22 protein-coding genes are annotated in these 25,193 nt (G+C 69.5%); 9 read left to right on the forward strand and 13 right to left on the reverse strand.

What is annotated here, in order from left to right:
- Positions 1–128: 128 nt before the first annotated feature.
- From ABS642_RS14110 to ABS642_RS14120, 3 genes are all read right to left on the reverse strand, one after another.
- Positions 129–1,124 carry a LysR family transcriptional regulator gene (locus tag ABS642_RS14110; protein WP_350350591.1) on the reverse strand — a complete coding sequence of 332 codons (996 nt, stop codon included), beginning with the start codon at positions 1,122–1,124 and terminating at the stop codon, positions 129–131.
- A 65-nt stretch (positions 1,125–1,189) separates the two neighbouring features.
- The gene (locus ABS642_RS14115; RefSeq protein WP_350350592.1) at positions 1,190–2,158 is read right to left on the reverse strand and encodes an alpha/beta hydrolase; all 969 of its coding nucleotides are present in this window, start codon (positions 2,156–2,158) and stop codon (positions 1,190–1,192) included.
- A gap of 185 nt (positions 2,159–2,343) precedes the next feature.
- Positions 2,344–3,051, reverse strand: coding sequence for a hypothetical protein (locus ABS642_RS14120; protein WP_350350593.1), 708 nt, complete (start codon positions 3,049–3,051; stop codon positions 2,344–2,346).
- A 154-nt stretch (positions 3,052–3,205) separates the two neighbouring features.
- Here ABS642_RS14120 and ABS642_RS14125 point away from each other — a divergent pair, with 154 nt between their 5' ends.
- On the forward strand, positions 3,206–4,468 hold the full coding sequence (locus ABS642_RS14125) for an MFS transporter (protein WP_350350594.1): 1,263 nt from the start codon (positions 3,206–3,208) through the stop codon (positions 4,466–4,468).
- 13 nt (positions 4,469–4,481) lie between these two features.
- Here ABS642_RS14125 and ABS642_RS14130 read toward each other — a convergent pair whose 3' ends face one another.
- Both ABS642_RS14130 and ABS642_RS14135 read right to left on the reverse strand, forming a co-directional pair.
- Positions 4,482–5,282, reverse strand: coding sequence for an NAD(P)H-dependent oxidoreductase (locus tag ABS642_RS14130; protein WP_350350595.1), 801 nt, complete (start codon positions 5,280–5,282; stop codon positions 4,482–4,484).
- Positions 5,279–6,634, reverse strand: a complete 1,356-nt coding sequence (locus tag ABS642_RS14135) for an MFS transporter (RefSeq protein WP_350350596.1) — start codon at positions 6,632–6,634, stop codon at positions 5,279–5,281. Before ABS642_RS14135 ends, ABS642_RS14130 begins: the two co-directional genes overlap by 4 nt.
- A 97-nt stretch (positions 6,635–6,731) precedes the next feature.
- Between ABS642_RS14135 and ABS642_RS14140 the strand changes: the two genes are divergently transcribed.
- The 7 genes from ABS642_RS14140 to ABS642_RS14170 all read left to right on the forward strand — a co-directional run bounded on the left by ABS642_RS14140 (position 6,732) and on the right by ABS642_RS14170 (position 15,699).
- A complete protein-coding gene (locus ABS642_RS14140; protein ID WP_282215226.1) occupies positions 6,732–7,142 on the forward strand; it encodes a helix-turn-helix domain-containing protein in 411 nt (136 codons plus the stop codon).
- A 72-nt stretch (positions 7,143–7,214) separates the two neighbouring features.
- The gene (gene argG / locus ABS642_RS14145) at positions 7,215–8,648 is read left to right on the forward strand and encodes an argininosuccinate synthase (protein WP_350350597.1); all 1,434 of its coding nucleotides are present in this window, start codon (positions 7,215–7,217) and stop codon (positions 8,646–8,648) included.
- 229 nt (positions 8,649–8,877) lie between these two features.
- Complete coding sequence (locus ABS642_RS14150) at positions 8,878–9,510, forward strand: helix-turn-helix domain-containing protein (RefSeq protein ID WP_350350598.1); 633 nt, start codon at positions 8,878–8,880, stop codon at positions 9,508–9,510.
- Positions 9,507–10,256, forward strand: a complete 750-nt coding sequence (locus ABS642_RS14155) for a hypothetical protein (protein WP_350350599.1) — start codon at positions 9,507–9,509, stop codon at positions 10,254–10,256. Before ABS642_RS14150 ends, ABS642_RS14155 begins: the two co-directional genes overlap by 4 nt.
- Positions 10,253–12,079, forward strand: coding sequence for a YhgE/Pip family protein (locus tag ABS642_RS14160; protein ID WP_350350600.1), 1,827 nt, complete (start codon positions 10,253–10,255; stop codon positions 12,077–12,079). Before ABS642_RS14155 ends, ABS642_RS14160 begins: the two co-directional genes overlap by 4 nt.
- A gap of 129 nt (positions 12,080–12,208) precedes the next feature.
- Positions 12,209–14,902, forward strand: coding sequence for a penicillin acylase family protein (locus ABS642_RS14165; protein WP_350350601.1), 2,694 nt, complete (start codon positions 12,209–12,211; stop codon positions 14,900–14,902).
- Between the two features lie 35 nt (positions 14,903–14,937).
- The gene (locus ABS642_RS14170; RefSeq protein WP_350350602.1) at positions 14,938–15,699 is read left to right on the forward strand and encodes an alpha/beta hydrolase; all 762 of its coding nucleotides are present in this window, start codon (positions 14,938–14,940) and stop codon (positions 15,697–15,699) included.
- Position 15,700: 1 nt separating this feature from the next.
- Here the strand turns inward: ABS642_RS14170 and ABS642_RS14175 are convergent, their stop codons facing one another.
- From ABS642_RS14175 to ABS642_RS14210, 8 genes are all read right to left on the reverse strand, one after another.
- Positions 15,701–15,877: a hypothetical protein gene (locus ABS642_RS14175; RefSeq protein ID WP_350350603.1), complete on the reverse strand. Its 177-nt coding sequence runs from the start codon at positions 15,875–15,877 to the stop codon at positions 15,701–15,703.
- A gap of 117 nt (positions 15,878–15,994) precedes the next feature.
- The gene (locus ABS642_RS14180; protein ID WP_350350604.1) at positions 15,995–16,900 is read right to left on the reverse strand and encodes a hypothetical protein; all 906 of its coding nucleotides are present in this window, start codon (positions 16,898–16,900) and stop codon (positions 15,995–15,997) included.
- A 240-nt stretch (positions 16,901–17,140) separates the two neighbouring features.
- Positions 17,141–17,530: a monovalent cation/H(+) antiporter subunit G gene (gene mnhG / locus ABS642_RS14185; RefSeq protein WP_282215235.1), complete on the reverse strand. Its 390-nt coding sequence runs from the start codon at positions 17,528–17,530 to the stop codon at positions 17,141–17,143.
- Positions 17,527–17,796 carry a monovalent cation/H+ antiporter complex subunit F gene (locus tag ABS642_RS14190; RefSeq protein WP_282215236.1) on the reverse strand — a complete coding sequence of 90 codons (270 nt, stop codon included), beginning with the start codon at positions 17,794–17,796 and terminating at the stop codon, positions 17,527–17,529. The genes mnhG and ABS642_RS14190 overlap by 4 nt, the downstream gene beginning before the upstream one ends.
- Complete coding sequence (locus tag ABS642_RS14195) at positions 17,793–18,389, reverse strand: Na+/H+ antiporter subunit E (RefSeq protein WP_282215237.1); 597 nt, start codon at positions 18,387–18,389, stop codon at positions 17,793–17,795. Before ABS642_RS14195 ends, ABS642_RS14190 begins: the two co-directional genes overlap by 4 nt.
- Positions 18,389–19,939: a Na+/H+ antiporter subunit D gene (locus ABS642_RS14200; RefSeq protein ID WP_350350605.1), complete on the reverse strand. Its 1,551-nt coding sequence runs from the start codon at positions 19,937–19,939 to the stop codon at positions 18,389–18,391. The genes ABS642_RS14195 and ABS642_RS14200 overlap by 1 nt, the downstream gene beginning before the upstream one ends.
- Positions 19,936–20,478, reverse strand: coding sequence for a Na(+)/H(+) antiporter subunit C (locus tag ABS642_RS14205; protein WP_350350606.1), 543 nt, complete (start codon positions 20,476–20,478; stop codon positions 19,936–19,938). Before ABS642_RS14205 ends, ABS642_RS14200 begins: the two co-directional genes overlap by 4 nt.
- Positions 20,478–23,435: a Na+/H+ antiporter subunit A gene (locus ABS642_RS14210; protein ID WP_282215240.1), complete on the reverse strand. Its 2,958-nt coding sequence runs from the start codon at positions 23,433–23,435 to the stop codon at positions 20,478–20,480. The genes ABS642_RS14205 and ABS642_RS14210 overlap by 1 nt, the downstream gene beginning before the upstream one ends.
- A gap of 127 nt (positions 23,436–23,562) precedes the next feature.
- On the opposite strand from ABS642_RS14210, the gene ABS642_RS14215 reads away from it, so the two are divergent.
- A complete protein-coding gene (locus ABS642_RS14215; RefSeq protein ID WP_350350607.1) occupies positions 23,563–25,062 on the forward strand; it encodes a hypothetical protein in 1,500 nt (499 codons plus the stop codon).
- Positions 25,063–25,193 lie beyond the last annotated feature (131 nt).

Genomic DNA, 25,193 nt, shown 5'->3' on the forward strand with positions numbered 1-25,193 from the left:
CGCGTTCGGCGTTTCGTCTCGCTGCGCTCGCTCAACGAACAGCCCGGGTCGTCGAGCGACGAGACGAAACGCGTCAGCACCCACAGCCCGGTCGTTGAGCGAGGAGCGCAGCGACGAGACGAAACGCCTCAGTCGGCGAGGCGGAGCAGCATCCGCGCGACGACGAAGCGTGCGTGCCCCCGAGAGGTGCGCGGGTCGTACCCGAGCGTCTCGGTGAGCACCGAGAGGCGATCCTGCACGCTCGAATGATGCCGTCCTAGGCGCACGGCCGCAGCCCGCACGCTCTGCTCGTCGACCACGGCGTCGAGGAGTTCGAGGCTGCGGGCATCCAGGCCGGCGAGGGTTGCGGCATCCGGATGGAGGGCACCGGAGTCGGCCTGCTCGGCGACGAGCAGCAGTGCGCCGAGGTCGGCGGCAGCGAGCACGGGTTCTGCGGGGGTGGTCAGTCGCACCGCGATGAGCGCGGACGACCACGAGGCGGGAAGCTGCCCCTCCAGCCCGGGTGTGCCGATACCCCGTCGCCCGTCGTCAGCCGGATCCCAGGCCTCTGCCGCTGCCCACTCCGCCGGGAGGATCGTCGCTCTGGTCAGCCCGTGCCGCGTGGCGATGACGGCGGACGGATGCTGCGCCAGGGGCGCCGGGTCGGGCGGCGAGGCCACCACGCACAGCGGGCCGGGCGGCAGCCGGAGACGCGAGAGCGCGGTCATCCGCTCATCGACGCCCGCGTAGGAGCTGATCGCGAGTTCGACCGCGCTCGCCGTGCCCACGGATCGGCGCGCGCGGATGATGCCGAGCGCGAGAGCGAGCCGTTCGAGGATCATCGCGTCGTTGGTGTGCTCCTGGCCCTCGCGTTCGATCCAGACGACGGCATCGGGTCCGCTGTCGCGCCGCATCCATCCCTCTCGGGGATCGATCGGATCGATACGGACGCCGTCGGCGCGCACGCGCATGATCTGGCGGCCGTCGCGCTGCCCGACGGTCGCGCCGCTCAGCACCGCAGCCCCGCGGAGCATGCTCTCGACACCGACGGATCGCTCGACGAGGGCGTCGAAGTACGTGACGACTTTGAGCGTCTCGCTGGCGTCCGGGTCGAGGGCGGTGAGACGCCCCAGCAGATCTTGCATGTCGGCTCCATCGCGCGGGAGTTCCACCCTACGGGGTCCGGCGAGGACCCCCTAGGGTGATGGCGTCAGGCGAGCAGGCGGTTCACCCAGTTGTCGCGGGCGGCGAGCATCGCCTGCGCCACGGCCGCGTGCGGCGCGAACATGTCGAATCCGTGGAATCCGCCGGCCCAGACGTGCAGCTCGGCCTGGACCCCCGCCTCCCAGAGGCGCGTGGCGTAGGCGACGTCCTCGTCGCGGAACACCTCGGCGCTGCCGCAGTCGATGAACGCCGGCGGGAGACCGGCGAGGTCGGTCGCACGCGCGGGGGCGGCGTAGATCGAGACGTCGGCGCCGCCCTTGCGGTCGCCGAGCAGAGCGGTCCAGCCGGTGATGTTGGACCCGCGGTCCCACACGCCGATGCCGTCGATCTGCTGCGTCGAGACCGTCTCGTCGCGGTCGTCGAGCATGGGGTAGATGAGCAGCTGTCCGATGAGCGCCGGACCCCGACGGTCGCGGGCGAGGAGGGTCGTGCCGGCGGCCAGTCCGCCCCCGGCGCTGCCGCCGCCGATCAGCAGACGCGACAGGTCGATGCCGAGATCTTCCGCGTTGTCCGCCGTCCACACGAGCGCGGCGTAGCAGTCCTCGACCGGGTACGGATCGGGGAATTCGGGCGCGAGCCGGTACTCGACGGTCACGATCACGCCGTTGAAGCGCTCCGCCCAGTCGAGGAATCCGACGACGCCGAGCCACCGGTTGCCGAGGATCATGCCGCCGCCGTGCGTGTGGAAGAATCCGGGACCCGTGCCCGTGCGCCCCTCCTTCTCGATCACCGAGACGGTGATCTCATCGCCTCCGTGACCGGCGATCGTCACATCGCGGCGGGTGAATCCGCGCTCGTCGAGGAGCACGAAGATCTCGTCTTCTCCGCTGACCGGCGACTGCCGCATGAGCGGGATCATCTCCGAGGTGAGTGTCGTCGGCATCTGGTCGGCGACCAGGGCGAGAGCGGCTTCGAGCTCGGGGTCGAAGGGCGGGCGAGCCAGTGTGTCGGTCATCAGAACTCCTTTGTCCTCGCCGTCTGCGTGGCGGCGTCCCGCCAGCATCCTTCACGTCCTCCCCGAGCGTAACCCGCCGCCCGCACCCGATCTGCCGTGCGGATGCCGCCATCCGGCGGGGCGCTCCCGTGGCAGAAAGGCACAGTGTTCCGGCCCGTGACCCTGCCGGACTGCCACGCGAAGCGTCAGCCGGCGAACGACAGACCCGCGGCGAGCGCGAACCCGAGCACGGTCGCAAGACCCGTGGACTCCTTGGCCTTCGACTGGGCTTCGGGGACCATCGAGTCGACGAGCATCACGAGCAGGGCTCCGGCGGCGAATCCGCTCGCCGTCGTGCGGAAGGCCTCACCGGTGACCGTGGCAAGACCGAAGCCCGCGACGGTGGCGAGCGCGCAGATCACGGCCACCCCCGCCCAGAGCAGCAGCACGCGACTCTTCGCCATGCCGCCCTGGAGCAGGTCGGCGGCCGAGCCGATGGACTCCGGCAGGTTCGAGACGAGGATCGCGACGACGAGAGCCATGCTGACCGGTTCGCCGGATGCCAGTCCGATTCCCAGCACGAGCTGCTCGGGGATGCCGTCGAGCAGAGCGCCGACCGCGAGCTGTCCGCCGCCCGCTTCGCTCTTCTTCTTCGCGGCCCTGGCGTCGAGGATGCGGGCGGCGATGTAGTACGCGAGGGCGCCAGCGGCGACCCCTGCCACGAGCGGGATCGCGCCGCCGCGCTGGAGTCCTTCTTCCCAGAGCTCGAAGGCGATCGAGGCCATCAGCGCGCCCGCGCCGAAGCCGAGGACGATGCCGAGCCAGCGGGGCGGCCAGGCACGCAGCATCGCGAGCACCGCGCCGACGAACAGCGGGGATGCCGCGACCACACCCCACAGCACCGCTTCGCCCATGTTCCGCCTCCGTGCACACTCTCCCACTTCCGGGGCGGGAAAACGGAGACGATCGCCGCGCTCGTCGGCGCGTCGCGTCCGGACACGCCGCGCCCACGGCATCCGATCTCCGTTTCCCCGCCGCGGCAGCGGCCCACCATAAGATGACGACACGATGAGCAGGCCGGCGAGGGGTGACAGACCGGGCGAGGTGCTGCGCCTCTCCGCGTTCGCACTGTTCTGGTCGTCGTCGACCCTCGGGGCGTTCACCGGAGCCGTGAGCGCTGTCGCATTCCAGGTGCTCATCGTCACGACACTGGGCGCCTCCGCCTTCGAGATCGGCCTGCTGAACGCGGCGAACGTGGTGCCCTACCTGCTCTTCGGCCTGATCGTCGGGGCGCTGATGGACCGGTGGCGCCGCAAGCCCGCGATGGTGCTCGCGAGCGTCGGCCGCGCACTCGTCCTCGGCGCGATCCCGGTGCTGTGGGTCACCGGCACCCTGACGGTCTGGACGTTCGGCGCCCTGTTCCTGATCTTCGGCGCCCTCACGCTGATCGCCGACTCGGCCGCGCAGCCGATGCTTCCCCGACTCGTCCCGCGGAACCAGCTCGTCGCCGCGAACGCCAGGCTCGGGCAGGCGGGCACCGTCGCGCAGACCACCGGCCCGGCTCTCGGCGGAGCGCTCGTGAGCTGGCTCAGTGCTCCGGTCGCGATCCTCATCGACGCCGTCGCCTACCTCGTCAGCGCGGTGATGCTCAGCCGGATCAAGGTCGACGAACCGAAGGCCGAGCCCCGCAGCGACGGACGCCACCTCGGTCACGACATCGTCGAGGGTCTGCGGTGGACGTACTCGCATCGCACCCTCGCCCCGATGGCCGCGTCGGTGAACGTCTGGTTCCTCGGCAACAGCATCGCGCTGACCGCGTTCGCTCCGTACGCCCTGCGCGAGCTCGACCTCGGCGCTCTGGTGTTCGGCTTCGTGCTTGCGCTCGGTGGCGTCGGTGGATTCCTCGGCGCGGTCCTCGCACCGATGGCCGGCCGACGCTTCGGGGTCGGCGGTGCAGTCCTGGCCGGACGCGTGCTCTCGGCGTTGGCCTGGCTCGCCGTGCTGATCCTCCCGGCATCCGAGAACATCGCGATCGTGGCGATCCCTCTCGGCATCGGCCAGTTCCTGTTCGGGCTGGGCATGGGCCTCGAGGACCCGAACGAGATGGGCTATCGCCAAGCTGTCGCGCCCGACGAGATGCAGGGCCGGTTGAACGCCTCGATCCGCACGGTCAACCGGGTCATGTTCCTCATCGGCGCGCTGATCGCCGGCGGGCTCGCCACCGCGTTCGGGTTCCGCGTCACGATCGGTGTGAGCGTGGTGATCTTCGTGATCGCGGCGCTCATCGTGCTCTTGTCACCGCTGCGCACCGCGCGGCACGAAGACCTCTGAAGCCGGGCCGGGCTCACCGAGCCGAGTCGACGCCCGTGCGATGGATGCCGAGATCGGTGCGATCTGCCAGGATGTCGGCGCGGAGAGCTCTCGTGCCGCGATAGTCGCCATCCTGCAGGCGTCGGTAGGGCCGGAGCTGCGTCTCCGTGCGGATGCCTGCGAGGCGCTGACCGAGGCGGTCGAGTTCCGCATCGATACCCGTCGCGTCGAGTCCGTCGGCGTCGTGCACGACGTGCAGGTCGAGCGGTTCGATGCCGGTGTACCAGAGTGTGCCGTGCGTCACCGGGAAGAGCAGGGAGTCGATGTCTCCGCTGATGCCGCGCGGGCCGATCGACCGCTCGTCCTCACCGGCGGTGACGATCACCAGAGCCCGCCGGCCAGCGAGCGGTCCGGCACCGTAGCGAAGCGGCACCCCGGTCTCGGGGTCGAGAGTGCCGTAAGCGAACCCGTTCGTGAGCACGCGATCGAACCATCCCTTCAGAATGGCGGGCACTCCGTACCACCACAGGGGGAACTGGAACACGAGGAGTTCGGCTGCGGCGACCTTACGCTGCTCCTCGATCACGTCGTCGGCCAGCTGCCCTGCAGCCTGGGCCTCGCCCATGAGGTCGACCACGTTGCCCGCACGGCCGAAGGGCTCGCCGAGATCCTTCGCCGACAGCACCGGATCGAAGCTCTGCGCGTAGAGGTCGGAGGTGACCACGTCGTAGTCGGCCGCGAGCTTCCGGGATCCCTCATGGAAGAGTCGTGCGTTGAACGAGCTCGACTGCGGGTGCGCGAGGATCCAGTGCGCTGTCGGGCGCGTGGCGGTCACGATGTCGCCTTCCTGGTGCGGGCGAGCGGCAGCACGGCCGCGGCGACGACGACCACCGCGGCGATGACCAGGGCGACGGTGAATCCGCGCGCCGCGAGGATCGAGCCGATCGTGCCGAGCACCGCGATTCCGAGTCCGCCGCCGAGCGAGAAGCCGACCTCCTGGATGGCACCCACCTGGCCGGCGTCGTCCTCCGTCGTGACGTCGAACAGCGCGGTCGCGGCGAGGGTCGCCCCGATTCCGAACCCCAGGCCGACGAGCAGCAGGGGGAGCGCGACCAGGTCCGGATCGAGGGCGAGCCAGGCCAGTCCGACGCCCTGCACCGTGAGCGCCAGCACCGTCAGCGCGTTCGCGCTCAGCATCCGCAGGAAGACGGGTGCCAGCACGCCGCCCAGCGCAATGGCCACCGCCTGCGGGAGGATCGCGATCCCCGCTTCGGCCGCACTGTGGCCGCGCGCATCCTGCAGATGAAGACTCACGAGGACGACGGATGCCGATGCCACACCGCTGCTCGCGAGGATCCGCACGATCGCGGGGCTGAAGCCCGGCACGCCGAACAACCGCATGTCGATGAGCGGATCGCGGAGCACGCGCTGTCGGCGGATGAAGAAGATCAGGACCGCGACGGCGACGACACCGGCCACGGCCGCGGGAACCGGCGCCGCGAGCACCTCGTGCAGGGCGAAGACCAGCGCCCCGAGCGCGACGATCGAGGAGAGGATGCTGAGCACGTCCCACGATGCCGGGCGGGAGCTGCGGGAGTCGGGGACGAGCCAGATGGCGAGAGCACCGGCGAGGACGGCCAGGGGCACGCTGCCCAGCAGCAGCCATCGCCATCCCGGCCCTTCCGTGACGATCCCGCCGAGCACCGGGCCGAGCGCGCTCCCGGCGCCGAACGTGGCCGTCCACAGCCCGTAGGCCAGCACGCGCTCGCGTGCCTGGTAGTGGGCGCCGATCGTGGCGACCACACCCGCGACCACGAACGCCTCCGCGACCCCGAGCAGAGCCCGGATGGCGATCAGCACGAGCCCGTTGTCGGCGAACCCGCCCACGGCGTTGAGGAGGGCGAATCCCGCGAGGCCGATCAGCACGATGCGCTTGCGACCGAAGGCATCGCCGATGCGCGCAGCGAGGATGAGCGTGGCCGCGAGCGCGAGCGAGTAGATGTCGACCAGCCACAGGGCTCCGCTGTCGGTGAGCGCGAGGTCACCGCGGATAGCCGGCAGGGCCGTCGAGACGCTGCTGATCGCGAGCGCCCCGATCAGGATGCCGAGCTGCAGCGGGATCATCGCCAGCCAGGGGTGGCGGAGGGGACGAGTCGGGGAGATGGTCGTGGGGGTACTGGACGTCACCGTCTCAGTCTGGTGTGATGGTACTGAACCGGCAAGTACTGTCATTCCGGTCACATAGTGACCATTTGGATACTATGGAAGCGCGAGAGGCGAGCCCATGAGAGAGAAGACGGAGCGCATCGTCCGGGAATGGACGGATGCCTGCGACGCAGAGGTGTCGATCGCCGTGCTCGGCGGCGCCTGGAAGCCCAGCATCCTCTCCCTCCTCGGCGAGCACGACGTGCTCCGCTTCGGCGAGCTGAGCCGCCTTCTGCTCGAACCCACGGCCCGCGTGCTCACGCGACAGCTGCGGGAGCTCGAGGACGACGGCCTGATCACCCGCGAGGTGTACCGGCAGGTGCCACCCAAGGTCGAGTACCGGCTGAGCGACCTCGGGAGAGGCGCCCAGCCCCTGGTCGACACCCTCACCCGGTGGGGCGGCGAGTACGCCGCGCATCAGAGACGGATGCTGGCCGCACCGGCATCCGTCGGCGATGACGAGCGTCAGAAGGAGTCGGTCCCGCAGTAGGCCGGCATCTCCTGCACGCGGGGTCGTCATGCGGCACAGGGCGACACGCCGCCCGCGGATAGACTGGAAAGCATGTCCAAGGTCCTCCAGTCCCTGCCCGTCGGCGAGCGCGTCGGCATCGCCTTCTCCGGAGGACTCGACACCTCCGTCGCCGTCGCATGGATGCGCGACAAGGGCGCGATTCCCTTCACGTACACCGGCGACCTCGGACAGTACGACGAAGACGACATCGCGTCGATCCCGGGCCGCGCGCTCGAGTACGGCGCCGAGGCCTCGCGCCTGATCGACTGCAAGACGGCTCTGGTCGAAGAGGGCCTCGTCGCCCTCTCCTGCGGCGCCTTCCACATCCGCTCCGGCGGCAAGACGTACTTCAACACGACTCCCCTCGGTCGTGCGGTCACCGGCACGCTGCTGGTGCGCGCGATGAAGGAGGACGGCGTCGACATCTGGGGCGACGGCTCCACCTACAAGGGCAACGACATCGAGCGGTTCTACCGCTACGGCCTGCTCGCCAACCCGCGCCTGCGCATTTACAAGCCGTGGCTCGACGCCGACTTCGTCACCGAGCTCGGCGGCCGTAAGGAGATGAGCGACTGGCTCGTCGCCCACGAGTTCCCGTACCGCGACTCTGCCGAGAAGGCGTACTCGACGGACGCGAACATCTGGGGCGCCACCCACGAAGCGAAGACGCTCGAGCACCTCGACGTGTCCCTCGAGACCGTCGACCCGATCATGGGCGTGAAGTTCTGGGACCCGTCGGTCGCGATCGAGACCGAAGACGTCACCGTCACGTTCGAGGCCGGCCGCCCGGTCGCCATCAACGGCGTCGAGTACAGCGACCCGGTCGCCCTGGTCATGGAGGCCAACACGATCGGCGGACGCCACGGCCTCGGCATGAGCGACCAGATCGAGAACCGCATCATCGAGGCGAAGTCGCGCGGCATCTACGAGGCCCCGGCCATGTCGCTGCTCTTCATCGCCTACGAGCGCCTCGTCAACGGCATCCTGAACGAGGACACCCTCGCGACCTACCACGAGCAGGGCCGCCGTCTCGGCCGCCTCATGTACGAGGGACGCTGGCTCGAGCCGCAGTCGCTCATGCTGCGCGAGTCGATCCAGCGCTGGGTCGGCCTCACGATCTCGGGCTCGATCACGATCCGTCTGCGTCGCGGCGATGACTGGACCATCCTCGACACCGTCTCGCCGAACCTGTCGTACGGTCCGGAGAAGCTGTCGATGGAGCGCGTCGGCGACGCCGCCTTCGGCCCGGTCGACCGCATCGGCCAGCTCACGATGCGCAACCTCGACATCGCCGATTCGCGTTCGCGCCTCGAGCAGTACGCGGGTCTGGGACTCATCGGCGGCGCGACCGGCGAGCTCGTCGGTCGCGTGACCGCTGGCGAGTCGGGCGAGATCACCGGTTCGGTCGAAGAGGTCGACGAGAACCTGGCGGATGCCGTGGACGTCGCCTCCGAGGGCGCAGCCTTCGACTCCGGCACCGACTGACCCGTTCTTCACGGAGGGGGCGGATGCTGCGGCATCCGCCCCCTTCTGCGTTCCGGCATCCAATGCCGCCGTTCACAATTCAGCAAGAACTCGCCGGTTCGCCGCGCAGAGCGTCTCACAGGGGGAGAACGCGCGTTCCGTGCTGAGTTGTGCACGCTGCGCATTCGGGATGCTGTGAGTCCTCCGAGTTATCTTGCACAGTAGTGTGCACTATACGTACCATGGAGGCATGACCACCCGTGCACCCCGTCGCGATTCCGTCGAGAACCGCGCCGGCATCCTCGACGCCGCCCGTGCGACCCTCGCGAACGATCCGCACGCCTCCGTCGACGTCATCGCGCGCTCGGCCGGGCTCTCGCGCCGCACCCTGTACGGGCACTTCGACGACCGCGACGCGCTGATCCGGGAACTCATCTCGAGCGGAGCGCAGCGCTTCAACGCCATCGCCACCTCCGTCGACGACCACGACAGCCGCATCGCCCTCGCCCGCCTGGCAGCTCGCCTCTGGCAGGAGGCCGCGCACGTGCAGGTCGCCGCCGCCCTCGCCCTCGACGAGTCGCACGTCGAGCACACGGCCGCGGCCCTCGCACCGCTGCGCCGCACAGTCGCCGCGCTCGCCCGTCGCGGGCAGGAGGACGGAAGCTTCCGCACCGACCTCGCCGCACCCACCCTCGCCCGATTGATCGAGGAGATGGCGCGCACGGTCGTGTCGCGGACGGATGCCGCCAGCACGGGCGCCGCGAACGTCGCGGTGCGCACCGTGCTGAGCATCGCGGGCCTGTCGTGGCGGGAAGCCGATGAGCTCCTCACCGCGCACCCCGACATCATCGCCACGGAGATCGACCAGGAGGCGGACGCATGAGGATCACCTTGCACGACGTGAGCAAGGGCCGCGGCGGACAGGCCCTGCCGCTGACGAACCTCGAGTTCCACACCGGGGCCGTGCGCTTCGCCCTCGCCGAGACCGAGCAGCGGCCGACCGTGCTCGGCCTGATCGCGAGCGGGCGGATGCGGCCCGACTCCGGCCGAGTCACCCTCGACGGCGCCGAGAACGCGAAGGAGCTGCGGCGGCGCGTGGCCCTGGTCGATGCACCCGACGCCAGTGACCCGCACGCCGACATCACGCTCGCCGGAGTCGTGGGCGAGGAGCTCATGTTCGCCGGCGTCGGCGCGACACCCGTGCACGCGCGCCGCTGGCTGGCTCAGCTCGGGTTCGCCGAACTGGCATCCGTCCCGATCGGCACCGTAGACCCCGCCGCCCGCGTGCGGATCATGTGCGAGCTCGCAGTGCTGCGCGGAGGAGTCGAGGGCATCGTGCTCGTCGCCCCCGACCGGCACGGCGGCAGCCCCGACGGCTGGTGGCGCATCGCCGGCGAGTTCGCCGACCGCGGTTACGCGATGCTCGTGATCATCGGCGGATCGGCTGCCGTCGCCCTCGAGCGGATGCAGGAGTTCGACGCGATCAACGCCTCCGGGCCGATCGAGCCGCTCGTGCTCGAGGAATCCGGCACCACTTCGGGGGCCGACGCGCCCACCTGGGTCGCTGAGCCTGTCGAAGCGTCCGACACCGATAACGAAACCCCGACCGAGAACGGAGGCGTGCGATGAAGGTTCCTTCCATGATCGCCGCCGAGCTGCGACGCCTCACCGCCAGCAAGATGGGCATCATCGCCCTCGTCGCGCTGATCTGCGTGCCGATCCTCTACGGCGGCCTCTACCTGTGGGCCAACCAGGACCCCTACGCGAAGTTCCCCGAGGTCCCGGTGGCGCTGGTCGTCGACGACGAGGGCGCCCCGGCGACCGACCAAGAGGCCGGCGCCGACACCGTGAACTACGGCGCGGACGTCGCGGACAACCTCATCGAGGGCAACGCGTTCGACTGGCAGCGGATGACAGCGGAGGAGGCCGCCGACGCGTTGCGCGAAGGCACCGTCGACTTCACCGTCACGATCCCCGCCGACTTCTCCTCGGCGCTCACCTCGGCGGCGGGCGATTCCCCGCACCAGGCGCGCATCGACCTGGAGACGAACGACGCCAACAACTACCTCGCGTCCTCGATGGGCACGCAGGCGGTCGAGAAGATCCGCAGCTCCGTGGCCGAGATGGTCGGCAGCGAGGCCGCCGAGCGCCTGCTGACAGGCCTGAGCGACGTGCGCGACAGCCTGATCACTGCCGCAGACGGAGCGTCCCAGCTGACGGATGGCGCGAACACCGCGGCATCCGGAAGCTCCACCCTCGCCGACGGCACGGCGCAGCTCGCCGATGGAACCGCGCAGCTCGCCGCCGGCGCGCAGACGCTCGCGAGCGGTGCGCAGCAGGTGAGCGCCGGGAACCGCCAGCTCGCCGACGTCGCGGATCGTGCGGGCGCCGCCGTGCAGCAGGCCGCCGACGCGCTGCCGCAGGTGCGGACCGACATCGCGAACGCCCTGATCGACCAGGGCCTGACCCAGGAAGAGATCGATCAGGTCCTCGCGGCCCTCGACCCCCTGGCGACGCGGCTGCAGGACGGCAACGGCAAGGTCCAATCCGCGGTCGGTCAGGTCGACCAGCTCGCCGCCGGCGCAGCATCCGTCGCCTCCGGGGCGTCCGAGCTCGCGACCGGTGCGGGCACCGTCGCCACCGGCGCCTCTTCCGCGAACGCCGGAGCCGCCCAGCTGCGCGACGGGCTGAGCACGCTCGCGGCGGGCACCGCGGAACTGCGCGACGGGCTGTCCGACGGGGTCGGCCAGATCCCGGCGTCGACGCCCGAACTGCGCACGCTGCAGGCCGACACGATCGCCGACCCGGTGAAGGTCTCGAGTGACAAGGTCGCCTCCGCCGAGGACTACGGCGCAGGGCTCGCGCCGTTCTTCGCGGCGCTCTCCGCCTGGATCGGCATCTACGCGCTGTTCCTCATCGTCAAGCCGATCTCGCGGCGCGCGGTCACGGCCCTGCATTCGCCGATCCGCATCACGCTCGCCGGGTGGCTGACCCCCGCCATGCTGGGCGCGGTGCAGATGGTCGGACTGATGGGCATCCTCGCGATCACGCTCGGGTTCACGTTCGACAATCCGATCGGCACGCTCGGGGTGATGGTGCTCGCCTCGGCGACGTTCGCGTCGATCATCCTCACGCTCAACGTCTGGCTGGGATCGGTCGGCCAATTCCTCGGCCTGGTGCTGATGGTGCTGCAGCTCGTCACCGCCGGAGGCACCTTCCCCTGGCAGACCCTGCCGGCGCCACTTGCGGCCCTGCATCATGTGCTGCCGCTGGGATATGTCGTGGACGCGATGCGACAGCTCATGTACGGCGGGAACCTCGCCCGTGCAGGCTGGGATCTGGCCGTCCTGGCGCTCTGGCTCGTCGCCGCCCTGGCGCTCGCGATGATCGGGGTCACCCGCATGACGCATCGGCGCACGCTGCGCGATCTGCAGCCGAGCCTGATCGGCTGAGCGGGTCCGCCGGATCGCCCCTGCGCCCGGGCGCTCCGGCGGATATGATGCGAATGCGCGACCCTGACACGCGCACTGGGGCTCGGTGGGACTGAGTCCCACCTGCTATCCCGAGAAGAGCGCTCAACGATGACGACTGATTCGCCGGAGACTGCCGTCCCCTCCCGCCGTTCGCTGGGCGTCCGGATCGGGCGCATCGCGTTCCTCGTCGTCGCCGTGATCGTCGTGATCGCCGTCGCGGCGGCCTTCTTCGTCACGTGGACGATCCAGCGGTCGTTTCCGCAGACCGGGGGCGCGATCGAGGTGACTGGGCTCGCGTCCGAGGTCACGGTGAAGCGCGACGCCAGCGGCGTCCCGACGATCACCGCCGACTCGACGGACGACCTCTTCTATGCGCAGGGATTCGTGCACGCGCAGGACCGGTTCTTCGAGATGGACTTCCGCCGGCACGTGACAGCGGGGCGCGTCGCCGAGATGTTCGGCGCCTCGCAGGCCGGAACCGACGCCTTCCTCCGCACGCTCGGCTGGCGCAAGGTCGCCGAGGCGGAGGTCGCTGCGATGGACGACGTGACCCTGGGCTACTACGAGGCCTATGCCGCCGGGGTCAACGCCTACCTCGCCTCGCGCTCCGGCGCCGAGCTGTCGCTGGAATATGCCGTGCTCAGCATGCAGAACCCGGACTACGCGCCCGAGCCCTGGGAGCCCGCCGACTCGGTCGCCTGGCTCAAAGCGATGGCCTGGGATCTGCGCGGCAACGTCGAGGACGAGACCGAGCGCGCGCTGCTGGCCGCGGAGCTCGATGCCGGCGCCACGGAGGATGCCGACGCCACGGATGCCGCAGACGACACGAGCGCGATGCTCGAGCGGCTCTATCCCGACTATCCCTTCGACGAGAACCCGGTGATCGTCCCGAAGATCTCGACGGTTCCCGCACTCGAGACCGACGCCGAACCGGCCGCGTTCTCGTCGCGCGACACGGACGCCGACGTGCAGCAGGCCGTCACGACGGTGGAGTGGGAGGAGACCGCGAACGTCGTCGCGGCGGCGAGCCTGCTCGTGGGCGACGTCGGCGAGGGCATCGGCTCGAACTCCTGGGTCGTTTCCGGCGACCTCACCGATACCGGGATGCCGCTGCTCGCCAACGACCCGCACCTCGGAGCATCCCTTCCCTCGGTCTGGTACCAGGTGCAGCTGAAGTGCTCGACCGTGAACGAGGCGTGCCCGTTCGACGTCGGCGGCTTCTCCTTCTCCGGCCTGCCCGGGATCGTGATCGGCCACAACCAGAAGGTCGCGTGGGGCTTCACGAACCTGACCACCGACGTCACCGACCTGTACATCGAGCGCGTGCAGGGCGACGAGTACTGGCGCGACGGCGTCCTCGTCCCCCTCGAGGAGAGCACCGAGACGATCAAGGTCGCCGGTGGCGACGACATCGAGCTGACGATCCGCTCCACGGTCCACGGTCCGATCATCTCCGGGCTCACCGACGACTTCACGGCGATCGCCGACGATCCGCTCCCCGCGGTCGAGGCCGGCATCCCCGGAGGCCCAGACCTGTTCTCCGGCGGAACCCTGCCCGAACCGAAGGAAGAACCCGAGTACGCGGTCAGCCTGCGCTGGACAGCGCTCGACCCCGGCACCGCCGCGACCGCGATCTTCGCTCTCTCGACCGCGCAGGACTTCGACGACTTCCGCTACGCCGCCTCGCTCTTCGACGTCCCGGCGCAGAACCTCACCTACGCCGACACCGACGGCAACATCGGCTACCAGACACCAGGACGCCTGCCGATCCGCGGCGCCGGCGACGGATGGATGCCCCAGCCCGGGTGGGACAGCAGCTACGACTGGACCGGGTTCATCCCCTTCGAGGAGTTGCCGGTGTCGTACAACCCGACCTCGGGCTACATCGTCACCGCGAACAACGCGATCGTCACCGACGACTACGAGTACTTCCTCTCCCGCGACTGGGACTACGGGTACCGCGCCGCCCGCATCGCTCACCTGATCGAGCGTCGCGCTGCGGCCGGTCCTCTCACGGCGCAGGACATGCAGGACATCCAGATGGACAGCGAGATGTGGATCGGCAAGCAGCTCGCCGCCGCTCTCGCCGACGTCGAGGTCTCCGGGACGGGCCCGCGCGAGGCGGTCGAGCTGCTCCACGCCTGGGATGCGCAGAACACGGCATCCTCGGCGGCTGCGGCGTACGCGAACGTCCTGTGGTCGAACCTCGTGCAGAACATCTTCGGCCGACGGGAGCAGCCGCTTCCGATCGACGGCCAGGCCCGGTTGTTCACGGTCGTCGCAAGCATGCTGGAGGACCCGTCCGATCCGCTCTGGACCAACGCCGAGCTCGATGTGGACGGGATGGACGAGATGCTCGCGCTGTCGGCGGAAGACGCCTACGACGAGCTCTCCGGACTTCAGGGCACCGCTGTCACCCTCTGGAACTGGGGCGACCTGCACGCGATCACCCTCCGGAGCGACACCCTCGGCGCCTCGGGGATCGCGCCCATCGAGGCCCTCTTCAACCGCGGGCCCTTCCGGGTCGGCGGTGGAGCATCGGTCGTGAACGCGACGGGGTGGGAGCTCGGAACCTCCTACGCGACCACCACGGTGCCGTCGATGCGCATGGTGGTCGACCTGTCCGACTTCGACGCCTCGACGTGGATCCACCTCACCGGCGCCTCCGGCCACGCGTTCGACGAGCACTACACCGATCAGACCGCGGACTGGGCCACCGGCATCCAGCGGCCATGGGCGTTCTCCGCGAAGGCTGTGGAAGCGGCGGCCACGCACACCCTGGTCCTGACGCCCGCCGGCTGAGGGACGCGTCCAGCCACGTCGACTACCTTTGACGGGTGCCGACCAGCTACCTCGCCCCGAAGGGAACACCCGTCACCCTGCTCGAATACGAGTACGGCGGGGCGACCCTCATCGCCGAGACCTTCGGCGAGGGCGAGCACACGTTCCTGCTGCTGCACGGCATCGGGATGGGCCGCAGCGTCTACCTCGACGTGGTGCAGCGTCTCGAAGGGCGTGTCATCGCGCTCGACCTGCCGGGCTTCGGCGAGGCGCCCGAGCCCACCCGGAACCTCACGATGGAACGGCATGCCGACCTGGTCGCGGCCTACCTCCGTCACACCGGCGAGGATCCGGTGATCGTCATCGGACACTCGATGGGGAGTCAGATCGCGGCCGAGCTCGCCGCACGGCATCCGTCGCTCGTCGCGAAGGTGATCCTCGCAGGACCGACCGTCGACAAGGCGGCGCGCAACGTCGCATCCCAGGCGCGGTACCTGCTGATCGACCTGCTGGGCGAGCGTCCGCTCGTGATCTGGCGCGGTGCGCGCGAGTACCTCCGCGGCGGGCCTCACCTGATCCGCAAGATCCGCGCCACGATCGTGCACGAGCCCGAGGACGCCTTCGCCCGCATCGACTGCCCCGTGCTGGTGCTGCGAGGCGAGGACGATCCGCTCGCGCCGATGAGCTGGTGCCAGGCGATCATCGACTCGATCCCCGGCGCCGATCTCGCGGTCATCCCCGACCACGGTCACGGCACCCTGATCACCGACTCGGAGCCGGCCGCCCGGCTGATCCAGCGCTTCGCCGACAAGCGGTGAGTCAGGGGTAACCCCGGAACCTGACGCTGTCGGATGCCGAGTCGTCGAGCGCCTTCGACAGCGCCGGATCCACCGCGAACCCGTCCGGATCGGCGCGGCGCGACGACCGAGGCTTTCGCATCAGCATCGCGAACCATGCCACAGCGAGCACGCCGAGGACGATCAGCAGGGTCTCCATGGCAGCACGCTAGCGCGGCGGGGCCATGACGTCCAGGATTCGCCGGATGGTGCGCCCCGCTCACGTGCATAATTCAGCCAGAACTGGCTTAGACGCCCGCCATCCGGCCGTTTCGAGTCACCGCCCGGAGTTCTTGCTGAATTGTGCGCGCCGACTGCCGATGAACGACGGGCCGAGCGTCTCGATGACCTCCCGCAGCGCCGCTTGCACGGCCTGCCACGCGCCGAGGACGTCGGTGGCCAGAGGGCGGATGGTCACATATCCGCGACGGGCGGCCGCGAGGTCGCGCCGCCGGTCCTCCTGCTGCTTCTGCCACCCCTCGTGGAATTCCTTGCTGTCGCATTCGATGATCAACCACCCCTCCACGACGAAGTCCACCCGGCCGACACCGGGGATGAACACCTGGGTCTCGAAACGGACCCCGATCGTCCGCAGCATCAGGCGCACGAACGTCTCCGGGCCCGACTCGGCGGAGCCGTCGACGAGCGTACGCGTCGGTCGCATCCGGGCCGGCAGCCCCGCGAAGACCTCGTCCAGCTGAGAGCTCGCCAGCAGGCCGTGGTGCACGAGGCTGTCCAGCGTTGCGACCGCAGCGCGCGGCTCCTGACACCGCACCGCATGCCGAGCTGCGTCGATCAAGGGCGCGACGTGCAGGAGCTCGGGCAGGGCCGACGAGCGGTTCCAGTGATACGTGACCTGCGGAACCTTCGGCGGACGCAGCCGAGAGCTGCCGCGCGTGACGAACACGTGCAGGCCCCGGCGCCGGTGGACGAAGACGCCCATCACCGCGAACAGTGACAGACACGTCAACCGCCCTCCGATCCGGACGGCTTCCACGACGTCCGGATCAACTGCGGCCAGGAGGTAGCGATCGCGTCGGACGTGCTGAAGATGCCCATGCTGGACGGCGAGTGCGATCCCGCGGCGCGACAGTCCCTGGTCGAGCAGGTCTGCGCGAGTGAAGGCGAGACGCGAATAGGCGGCGGTTGCGCGCTGCGGGACGGTCAGGTTCGCTTCGGTCATCAGAGAAGTGTGTGAAAAACCGCGTCAGCGTGGGCCACGGATCGGGAGATTGTGGATGGGTTCCGGTCGTGCTTGGTCGGTGCAGAATCAGTGTCGCGGCCAGTCGACGGTCACAATTCAGCAAGACTCTCGCGAAATCCGCTACCAGTGGCCAAAGTCGGCCGCAGGACCGAGTTCTTGCTGAATTATGCTCGGCGGAGTCCGTCGACCTCGAGGTTCAAACACGGACTGAGAAGAGCGCTACCCCGCCCCGGGAGGGGTCTGCTTCGACTCGGCGAGCTCGTCGACCACGAGCCCACGCTGATCCGTCGTGCCGTTGCGATACGCCTGACGGCCGACCATGTGCGCCGACAGCGGTGCCGTGGCGAACTGCATCAGCACGATCGGAGCCACCAGGACGAGCCCGATCAGGATGCCGCCGACGGAGCGCTGCGACAGTGCGACCGCACCGCAGATGAGCACGAGGCCGAGCACCTGCGGCTTCGTGGCCGCATGCAGGCGGGACGGCACGTCGCGGAAGTGCAGCAGGCCGACCGCGGCCGAGAGGCAGAGCAGGGCGCCGAGCAGGATCAGCACGAGCACCGCCACATCGATGACGGCGTCGGGGATCAGGAGACCGAGCACGTTCATTGCGTCGTGTTGTCCCTTCTCGCGACGAAGCGGGCGACGGCGATCGAGCCGAACACCCCGATCGCGGCGATGATCAGCAGCACCGGAATGCTGCGGGTGTGCCCGTTGATCGCCATCTCGGCTCCGAGCACGCACATCACCTCGGTGAGCAGCACGTCGGAGGCGACGGCGCGGTCGAGGATCGACGGCCCGCGCACGATCCGGATCACGGCGAGGATCGCGGCGAGGCCGAACACCACCATGATCACCAGCAGGAGGATGTTCATCGCGCACCGCCCTTCGCCGGGCCGCCAACGGCACCGGCGCGCTCGTCGGCCTTGAGAGCACGGTACTGCTCCGGGTCGCCCAGCGCACGCACGATCCGACGCTCCCAGAGGAGCACGCCGGCCCGCTGCTTCTCGACGTCGGCCGTGTCCCGCACGCCGATCACGTGCAGGTAGAGGATGCGGCGGTCGCGGTCGGCTTCGACGATGAGCGAGCCGGGGATCAGCGACGACGTGACCGCGACGTGGGTCATCACGAGGTCGTCGGCGTAGCGCAGCGGTACCGCGATGATCGCGGCTCCCGGCTGGCGGCGGAAGTCGAAGACCTGGCGCGTCACGGACAGCGCCCCACGCAGCACCGCGAAGAGGAACTGCACCACGAACAGCGCCGCGTACCAGACGTTGATCCGCCCCGACAGGGCGACCGTCGGCAGGCGGAACACGCGGGTGACGAAGACCGCGACGACGAGGCCGGTCAGGAACGACAGCACGGTGAACTGCGCCCACAGCAGCATCCAGAGCACGACGAGCCAGGCCAGGAACGGCAGCTGCACGCGGATGTCGCGCCAGAGGTGACGTCGGGTCTCGCGCGCCATCAGCCCACCTCCTCTTCCAGCTGCACGAGGCTCACGGGCTGCAGGAGCGCGGCGCCGATGCGGTCGCAGAGGGCGTAGAGGGGCCCGGCGAAGATCGTCAGCGCGATGGTCACCGCGACCATCCCGCCCGTCGCGAGCGTCATGATCTTCGGGATGCGGCGGCGCTCCTGCTGATCGTCGGCGGCGGGCGCGTTGCCGAGGTACGAGATGCGGCCCTCGGTCTCGGTGGAGTCCTCCTCCTCGCGCCAGAACGCCAGGTTCCAGGCGCGCATCAGCGCGTACAGCGTCAGCAGCGAGGTGACGATGCCGCCGATGATGAGCACGATCATGAGCGGGGTGCCGACGGATGCCGCGGCCTCGAACAGCGCGAATTTGCCGATGAACCCCGAGAAGGGTGGCAGGCCGCCGAGGTTGATGGCCGGCACGAAGTACAGCACGGCGATCACCGGGGCGACTTTGAGCAGCCCCTTGACCCGCAGGATCGAGGTGCTGCCGGCTCGGCGCTCCACGAGGCCGACGGCGAGGAACAGGGTCGTCTGCACGACGATGTGGTGGACGATGTAGTACACCGTCGCGCCGATCGCGGCCGGGGTCGCGATCGCCAGCCCGAAGATCATGTACCCGACGTGACTCACGAGGGTGAACGACAGGATTCGTTTCAGCTCCGCCTGCGCGACGGCGCCGAGCACGCCGATGATCATGGTCGCCAGGGCGATGATGAGCAGCAGCGTGTCGATGCTGTTCGACGCGAAGAGCTGGGTCTCGGTGCGGATCAACGCGTAGACGCCGACCTTGGTCAGCAATCCGGCGAACACCGCGGTGACCGGGGCCGGCGCGGTCGGGTAGGAGTCCGGCAGCCAGAACGACACCGGGAAGATCGCGGCCTTGATGCCGAACGCGATCACCAGCATGAGGTGCAGCACCAGCTGCGTCTCCTGCGGGAGCTCTGACATGCGCTCGGCGATCTGGGCCATGTTCACGGTGCCGAGCGCGCCGTAGATCATCGCGATCGAGGCGAGGAACAGGATCGACGACACCAGCGACACCACGATGTACACGGCACCGGTGCGGATGCGGGACTCGGTGCTGCCGAGGGTGATCAGCACGTACGACGCCACGAGCAGGATCTCGAAGCCGACGTAGAGGTTGAACAGGTCGCCCGCGATGAAGGCGTTGAAGATGCCCGCGGCGAGGATCAGGTACGAGGGGTTGAAGATCGAGATCGGGGTCTCGTCCGCGCCGTCGGCGACGCCCTGGCCGATCGAGAAGAGGAGGACGGCGAGGAGCACGATGCTCGACACGAGCACGAGCAGCGCCGAGAGCCGGTCGACGTAGAGCACGATGCCGAACGGCACGGGCCAGCCGCCGACGGAGACCGCGAGCGGCGCTCCGGCATCCACCACCACCAGCAGCACGGCGGCGATGACCGAGACGATCGCGAGGGTGGCGACCGTGACGAACACCTGCAGACGGGCGTTCCGTCCGAACACGAGCGTGACGGCCGCGCCGAGCAGCGGCAGGGCGACGAGGAGCGGGACGAGCGCGGTCATGTCCGATCCTCCCCGTCCTCAGGACGCTCAGCGGGGCGAGCGTCGGCGGCATCGAACGGGGCGTCGTCGTGGATCGAGGGATGGTCCCGCATGTGCAGCACCGTGATCGGCGCGGTCTGCACGCCCACGAAGTCGGTGGTCGCCTCCTCCTCGAGATCGGCGTCGTCCTCCAGGACGTCCTCGTCGGCGTCGGTGCGCTCGCGCAGGGCGATGTCGGCCGCGTCGTCCTCGACGGTGTCGGCCTGTCCGAGCTGCCAGGAGCGGTAGATGAGCGCGAGGAGGAAGGCCGAGACGGCGAAAGTGATCACGATCGCCGTGAGGGTGAGGGCCTGCGGGAGCGGGTCGCTCATCCCGCCCTCGGTGCCGAAGAACGGCGCATTGCCCGGCACGCCCATCACGATCAGCAGCAGCAGGTTCGTCGCGTTGCCGAGCAGCAGGAATCCGATCAGCACGCGGGTGAGGCTGCGCTCGAGCATCGCGTAGACGCCGCAGGCGAAGAGCACCGCCATCACGACGATCAGGGTGAGCGAAACGTCCATCAGCTGCGCACCCCGCTCTGCGTGGGGCTCTCCTGCGGGCGGAGCGCGGACTGGCGGTCGACCTCGGCGCCGAGACTGCGCAGCACGTCGAGCACCAGCCCGATCACGACGAGGTAGACGCCGACGTCGAAGATCGTCGACGTGACGAACTCCATGTGCCCGATGCCGGGGATCTCCCACTCCCAGAAGGAGCTCGTGAGCGGGGCGAGGCCGAAGAACAGCGGGACCACGGCGGTGCCCACCGCGAGGATGAGGCCTGCACCGAGGAGCCGTCCGGCATCCGTCGGCGCCGCGGCGCCCAGCTCCCACCGACCGCCGGCGATGTAGCGCATGACCAGCGCCATGCCCGCCACCAGGCCGCCGGCGAAGCCGCCGCCGGGGAGGTTGTGACCGGCGAAGAGCAGGAAGATCGACACCACGATGATGGTGTGGAAGAGGATGCGGACGATCACCTCGAGCAGGATCGACCGGTTCTCCGGCTTCATCTTCTGACCGCCGACGAGCCAGGCGCGCGGGCTGTTCTCGTTCTCGGCGGTCTGGAAGCGGATGCCCTCGGTCGTCTCGACGAGAGGACGGCTGCGCGCCGCCTTGCGCGTCGCGCGCGGCAGGCCCTTCGTCGCGGCGAGCAGATCGGCTCGGTGCGTGACGAACACGAGGGATGCCACGCCGGTCGCAGCGAGCACGAGCACGGACAGCTCGCCCATGGTGTCCCAGCCGCGCAGGTCGACGAGCGCGACGTTGACGACGTTCTTGCCATGGCCGATCTCGTAGGCGAGCTTGGGGAAGGCTTCGGAGATCGGGGCGGCGACGCGCGATTGCGTGGCGACCACGGCGACGAACGCCATGGTCACGCCGACGCCGATCGCCAGCAGCGCCCGGGGGATACGGCTCACCGAGGCGTTGTGCTCGCCCATGCGCGCCGGGAGCCGTCGCAGGACGAGCGCGAACGTCACCATCGTGACGGTCTCGACGAGGATCTGGGTGAGGGCGAGGTCGGGTGCGCCGCTGGTCGCGAACAGCGCGACCATGCCGAGCCCGGTCACCGACACCAGGACCACGCCCGTGTAGCGCTTCTGCGCGCGGACGGCGAAGACACCGGCGACGGCCATGATCGGCGCGACCGCGATCTGCGCGGGCGTGTGCCAGGCCGAGAGGTTGTAGCGATCGACGTCGCTGGCGATCAGTGCGGTGACCTCGGCGGCGACGAAGACGACGAAGATCGTGCCGACGTAGACCGGCAGCGAACCGCGCTGCGTGAGCGTGGTGCTGAGCACCGAGAGACGGTCGATGCCGCGCATGACGAGGTAGTACGCGTCCGCAGCCGTGAAGGGCAGCATCCGCGCCTTGGCGTCCCAGCCGGTGCGACGCGTCAGCCAGAAGATCCCGAACCCGAGGAGGATCGTCAGGATCGAGATGCCGAGCGCCGGTTCGAGACCGTGCCAGAGCGCGAGGTGTCCCGGTCCCTCCACCGCCTCGCCTGCGGCGTCGAGCCCGGGGGTCGCGGTGAGCGCGTAGCCCTGCAGCGCCACATCGAGCGCCGGGGCTCCGATGCCCGCGGCGAGCGTGACGCCCGCGAGGATGATCGGCGCCGAGAGGAAGCCGACCGGCGGGTCGGGCCAGGCGGTGTCGGGCATCCGCTGTCCCTGCTCGTCGCGCTTCGTCCAGAACGCGCCCCAGAGGAAGCGGATGCCATATGCCGCGGTGAGCATGGATCCGAGGCTGACGCCGATGATCGCGACGAGACCCCACGGGGATCCGTGCAGTCCGTCGTCGAGCAGAGCCGTCAGCGTGGACTCCTTGGCGACGAAGCCGATGGTCGGCGCGATGCCGGCCATGGAGGCGACCGAGATGAACGCCGCTGTCGCCATGACAGGCGCCTGCCTGCCGACGCCGGACAGCTCGGTGATGTCACGCGTGGAGAGCTGACGGTCGATCACGCCCACGATAAGGAAGAGGGCCGACTTGAACAGCGCATGACCGATCACCAGCGCGAGCCCGGCGAGTGCCGTCGCCTGCGTGCCGTAACCCACGACGAGGGCGAAGAACCCGAGCTGGCTGACCGTGCCGAAGGCGAGGATGCGCTTGAGGTCGGTCTCGCGCAGCGCTTGGATGCCGCCGAGCAGCATGGTCACGATGCCCAGGGTGATGACGATCGGTCGCCATGGGCCGCTGAACGCGAAGATCGGCGCGAAACGGGCGATGAGGTAGATGCCCGCCTTGACCATGGCGGCGGCGTGCAGATACGCGCTCACCGGTGTCGGTGCAGCCATCGCGCCGGGAAGCCAGAAGTGGAAGGGGAACAGCGCGGACTTGCTGATGGCGCCGATCAGCAGCATGACGATCGCGGCATCGATCATCGGGCCCGTCGGCGCGATCTCGAGGATCTCCCGGATGCTGCTCGTGCCGGCGCTCACCACGAGGAGGACGACGCCGACGAACATCACGAGACCGCCGAGAGTGGTGACCAGCAGGGCCTGCAGAGCAGCACGTCGGCTGACCGCGCGACGGCGGTAGTGCCCGATCAGGAGGTACGAGAGGATGCTCGTCACCTCCCAGAACATCACGAGCATCACGAGGTCGTCGGTGAGGACGAGGCCGTACATGGCGCCGGCGAATCCGAGCAGCACGCCCGCGAAGGAGCCGATCCCGGCGGAGTCGTCGAGGAAGTACCAGCGGCAGTAGAGCAGCACCAAGGCCCCGACGCCGGTGACGATGAGGGTCAGGACCCACCCCAGGACGTCCATGTGCATCGACAGGTTCAGCCCGAGCTGCGGGATCCAGGGAATCGACACGAAGGGGGCGGAGCCGTCGAGGACCTCCGGGGTCCGCACCAGCGCGTGGATGAATGCCGCGGCGGGAATGAGGGCCGCGATGATGAATGCCTGCGATCCCAGCCAGCGCACCAGCACGGGCATGAGCAGAGACCCGAGGAGGAACACGGCGAGGAGCGTCAGCATATACGCGGCTCCCTCGGGGCTCGTCGGCCGGGGGTGAATCGGCTCAGGCGGGCGGGTGTCCGTCCAGTTTACCGGCGTTAGGACTCCGTGAGGACCGCAGCTTCTGCGAGCGTGCGAGAGTGGTCGCATGCGGCGGGTGTGGGTGCGGGAGCTGACGGGGTGGCTGGGCGCCCTCGGTGTCAGCGTGATCATCGCCGGTCAGGTCGCGGCATCCGCCCGCTCCGAGCTGCTCTTCCGCGACGGCGACTCGCTGATCGTCGCGATGTTCGCGCGGTCGGTGCTCGCCGGAGGTCCACAGGACTGGGCGATGTCGAGCGTGCTGTTCCTGCCGGAGGCTTCGGCGTTCGCCGGGCTCGACGCGCTGCTTCCCCTCGACCCGACTTCGCTTCTCGCCGTCAACGCGGTGCTCAATCTCCTCGCGCTGTACGGATCCCTGCGCCTGGTAGCCGGCCGTCAGCGCGAGGGGCAGGCGCCGGTCGCGTGGTCGCTGATCGCGCTCCTCGCCTTCGGTCTCCTCGCCGCGACCGAGGTCTCGGCGTCGCGCGATGCTCTCGAACTCGCCTCGCTGCAGCTCACGACGACCTACTACGCCGCGACGGTGATCGGCGTCGTGCTGTCGATCGGTCTGGTGCGTCGAGTGCTCGACCGCGATCGCGGCGGCTCAGGGCTGCTCGTCGCGCTCGGCGCGGTCGCGGCGGTGTCGTCGCTGACGAATCCGCTGTACGCGGTCTGGGCGACCGTCCCGCTCGCGGTCTACCTGCTGTTCGCGATGCGGATGTCGACGAGGAGGAAGCGGATGCCGATCCTGCTGGCGGTGCTCGTGGGCGGCACCGTCCTGGGCCTGATCGGTCGCATTCCGTTCGGGGCATGGATCGCCAATACCGGGGCCGGCTACGCGCAGCCTGCGCTGTGGCCGCAGTCGGCGGCGTACTACGGCGGCCTGCTGCTCGACCGTTTGTCGACCCCGCTCGGCCTCATCGGATGCCTGCTCGCACTCGCGCTGCTCGTGTGGGCAGTGCTCCGCATGACCAGTGCGGAGGACCCGGGTTCCCGTCTCGTCGCCGCGCTCGCGTGGCTCATGCCCGTCCTCGTCGTGGTGGGCGCCATCGCGCTCGGCACGCACGCGGCGCGGTACCTCCAGCCGGTCGCGTTCGCACCGGTGCTCGCCCTGGTCGCGACACCGCGCGCCGTGCGGATGCCGCGTCGAGCGGCTCGCGCGGCGGCCGCCGTCGCAGCCGTGCTCGTGCTCGTCGGGGGTGGGCTGAGCGTGCCGCGTCTCGGTGCCGCCGCCGCCTCAGCGGATCCCGATCTCTTGTGCGTCACCGACTGGGTGGACGCGTCCGGGCGCACCGGTGCCGGACAGTTCTGGACCGCGCGCCTGCCGAAACTGCACCTCGACGATCCCGCACAGCTCGTGCAGGTCGATCACCAGTTGAACGGCTACGCGTGGCTCGTGAACCGCCGTGACTTCGACGTCGGCGAGGTGTCGTTCCTCATCGAGGACGCGCAGACCGTGCGGTGGCAGCTGCCCGTGGCGGTCGTCCCCGACGAGGTCGTCGACTGCGGCCGCTACCGCATCCTCGACTTCGGCGACACGCCCCTCCCCCTCGGCCCGCCCCACTCCTGAAGCCGCTGGTTCCCTGAGCCTGTCGAAGGGCCGACCACCGGTGCTTCGACAAGCTCAGCAACCCAACAGAACCTCAGCCCCGAACCACCTGGGTCCCTGAGCCTGTCGAAGGGCCCACCACCGGTGCTTCG

It is taken from the genome of Microbacterium sp. A8/3-1, from assembly GCF_040267695.1.
Classification (GTDB): Bacteria; Actinomycetota; Actinomycetes; order Actinomycetales; family Microbacteriaceae; genus Microbacterium; species Microbacterium luteolum.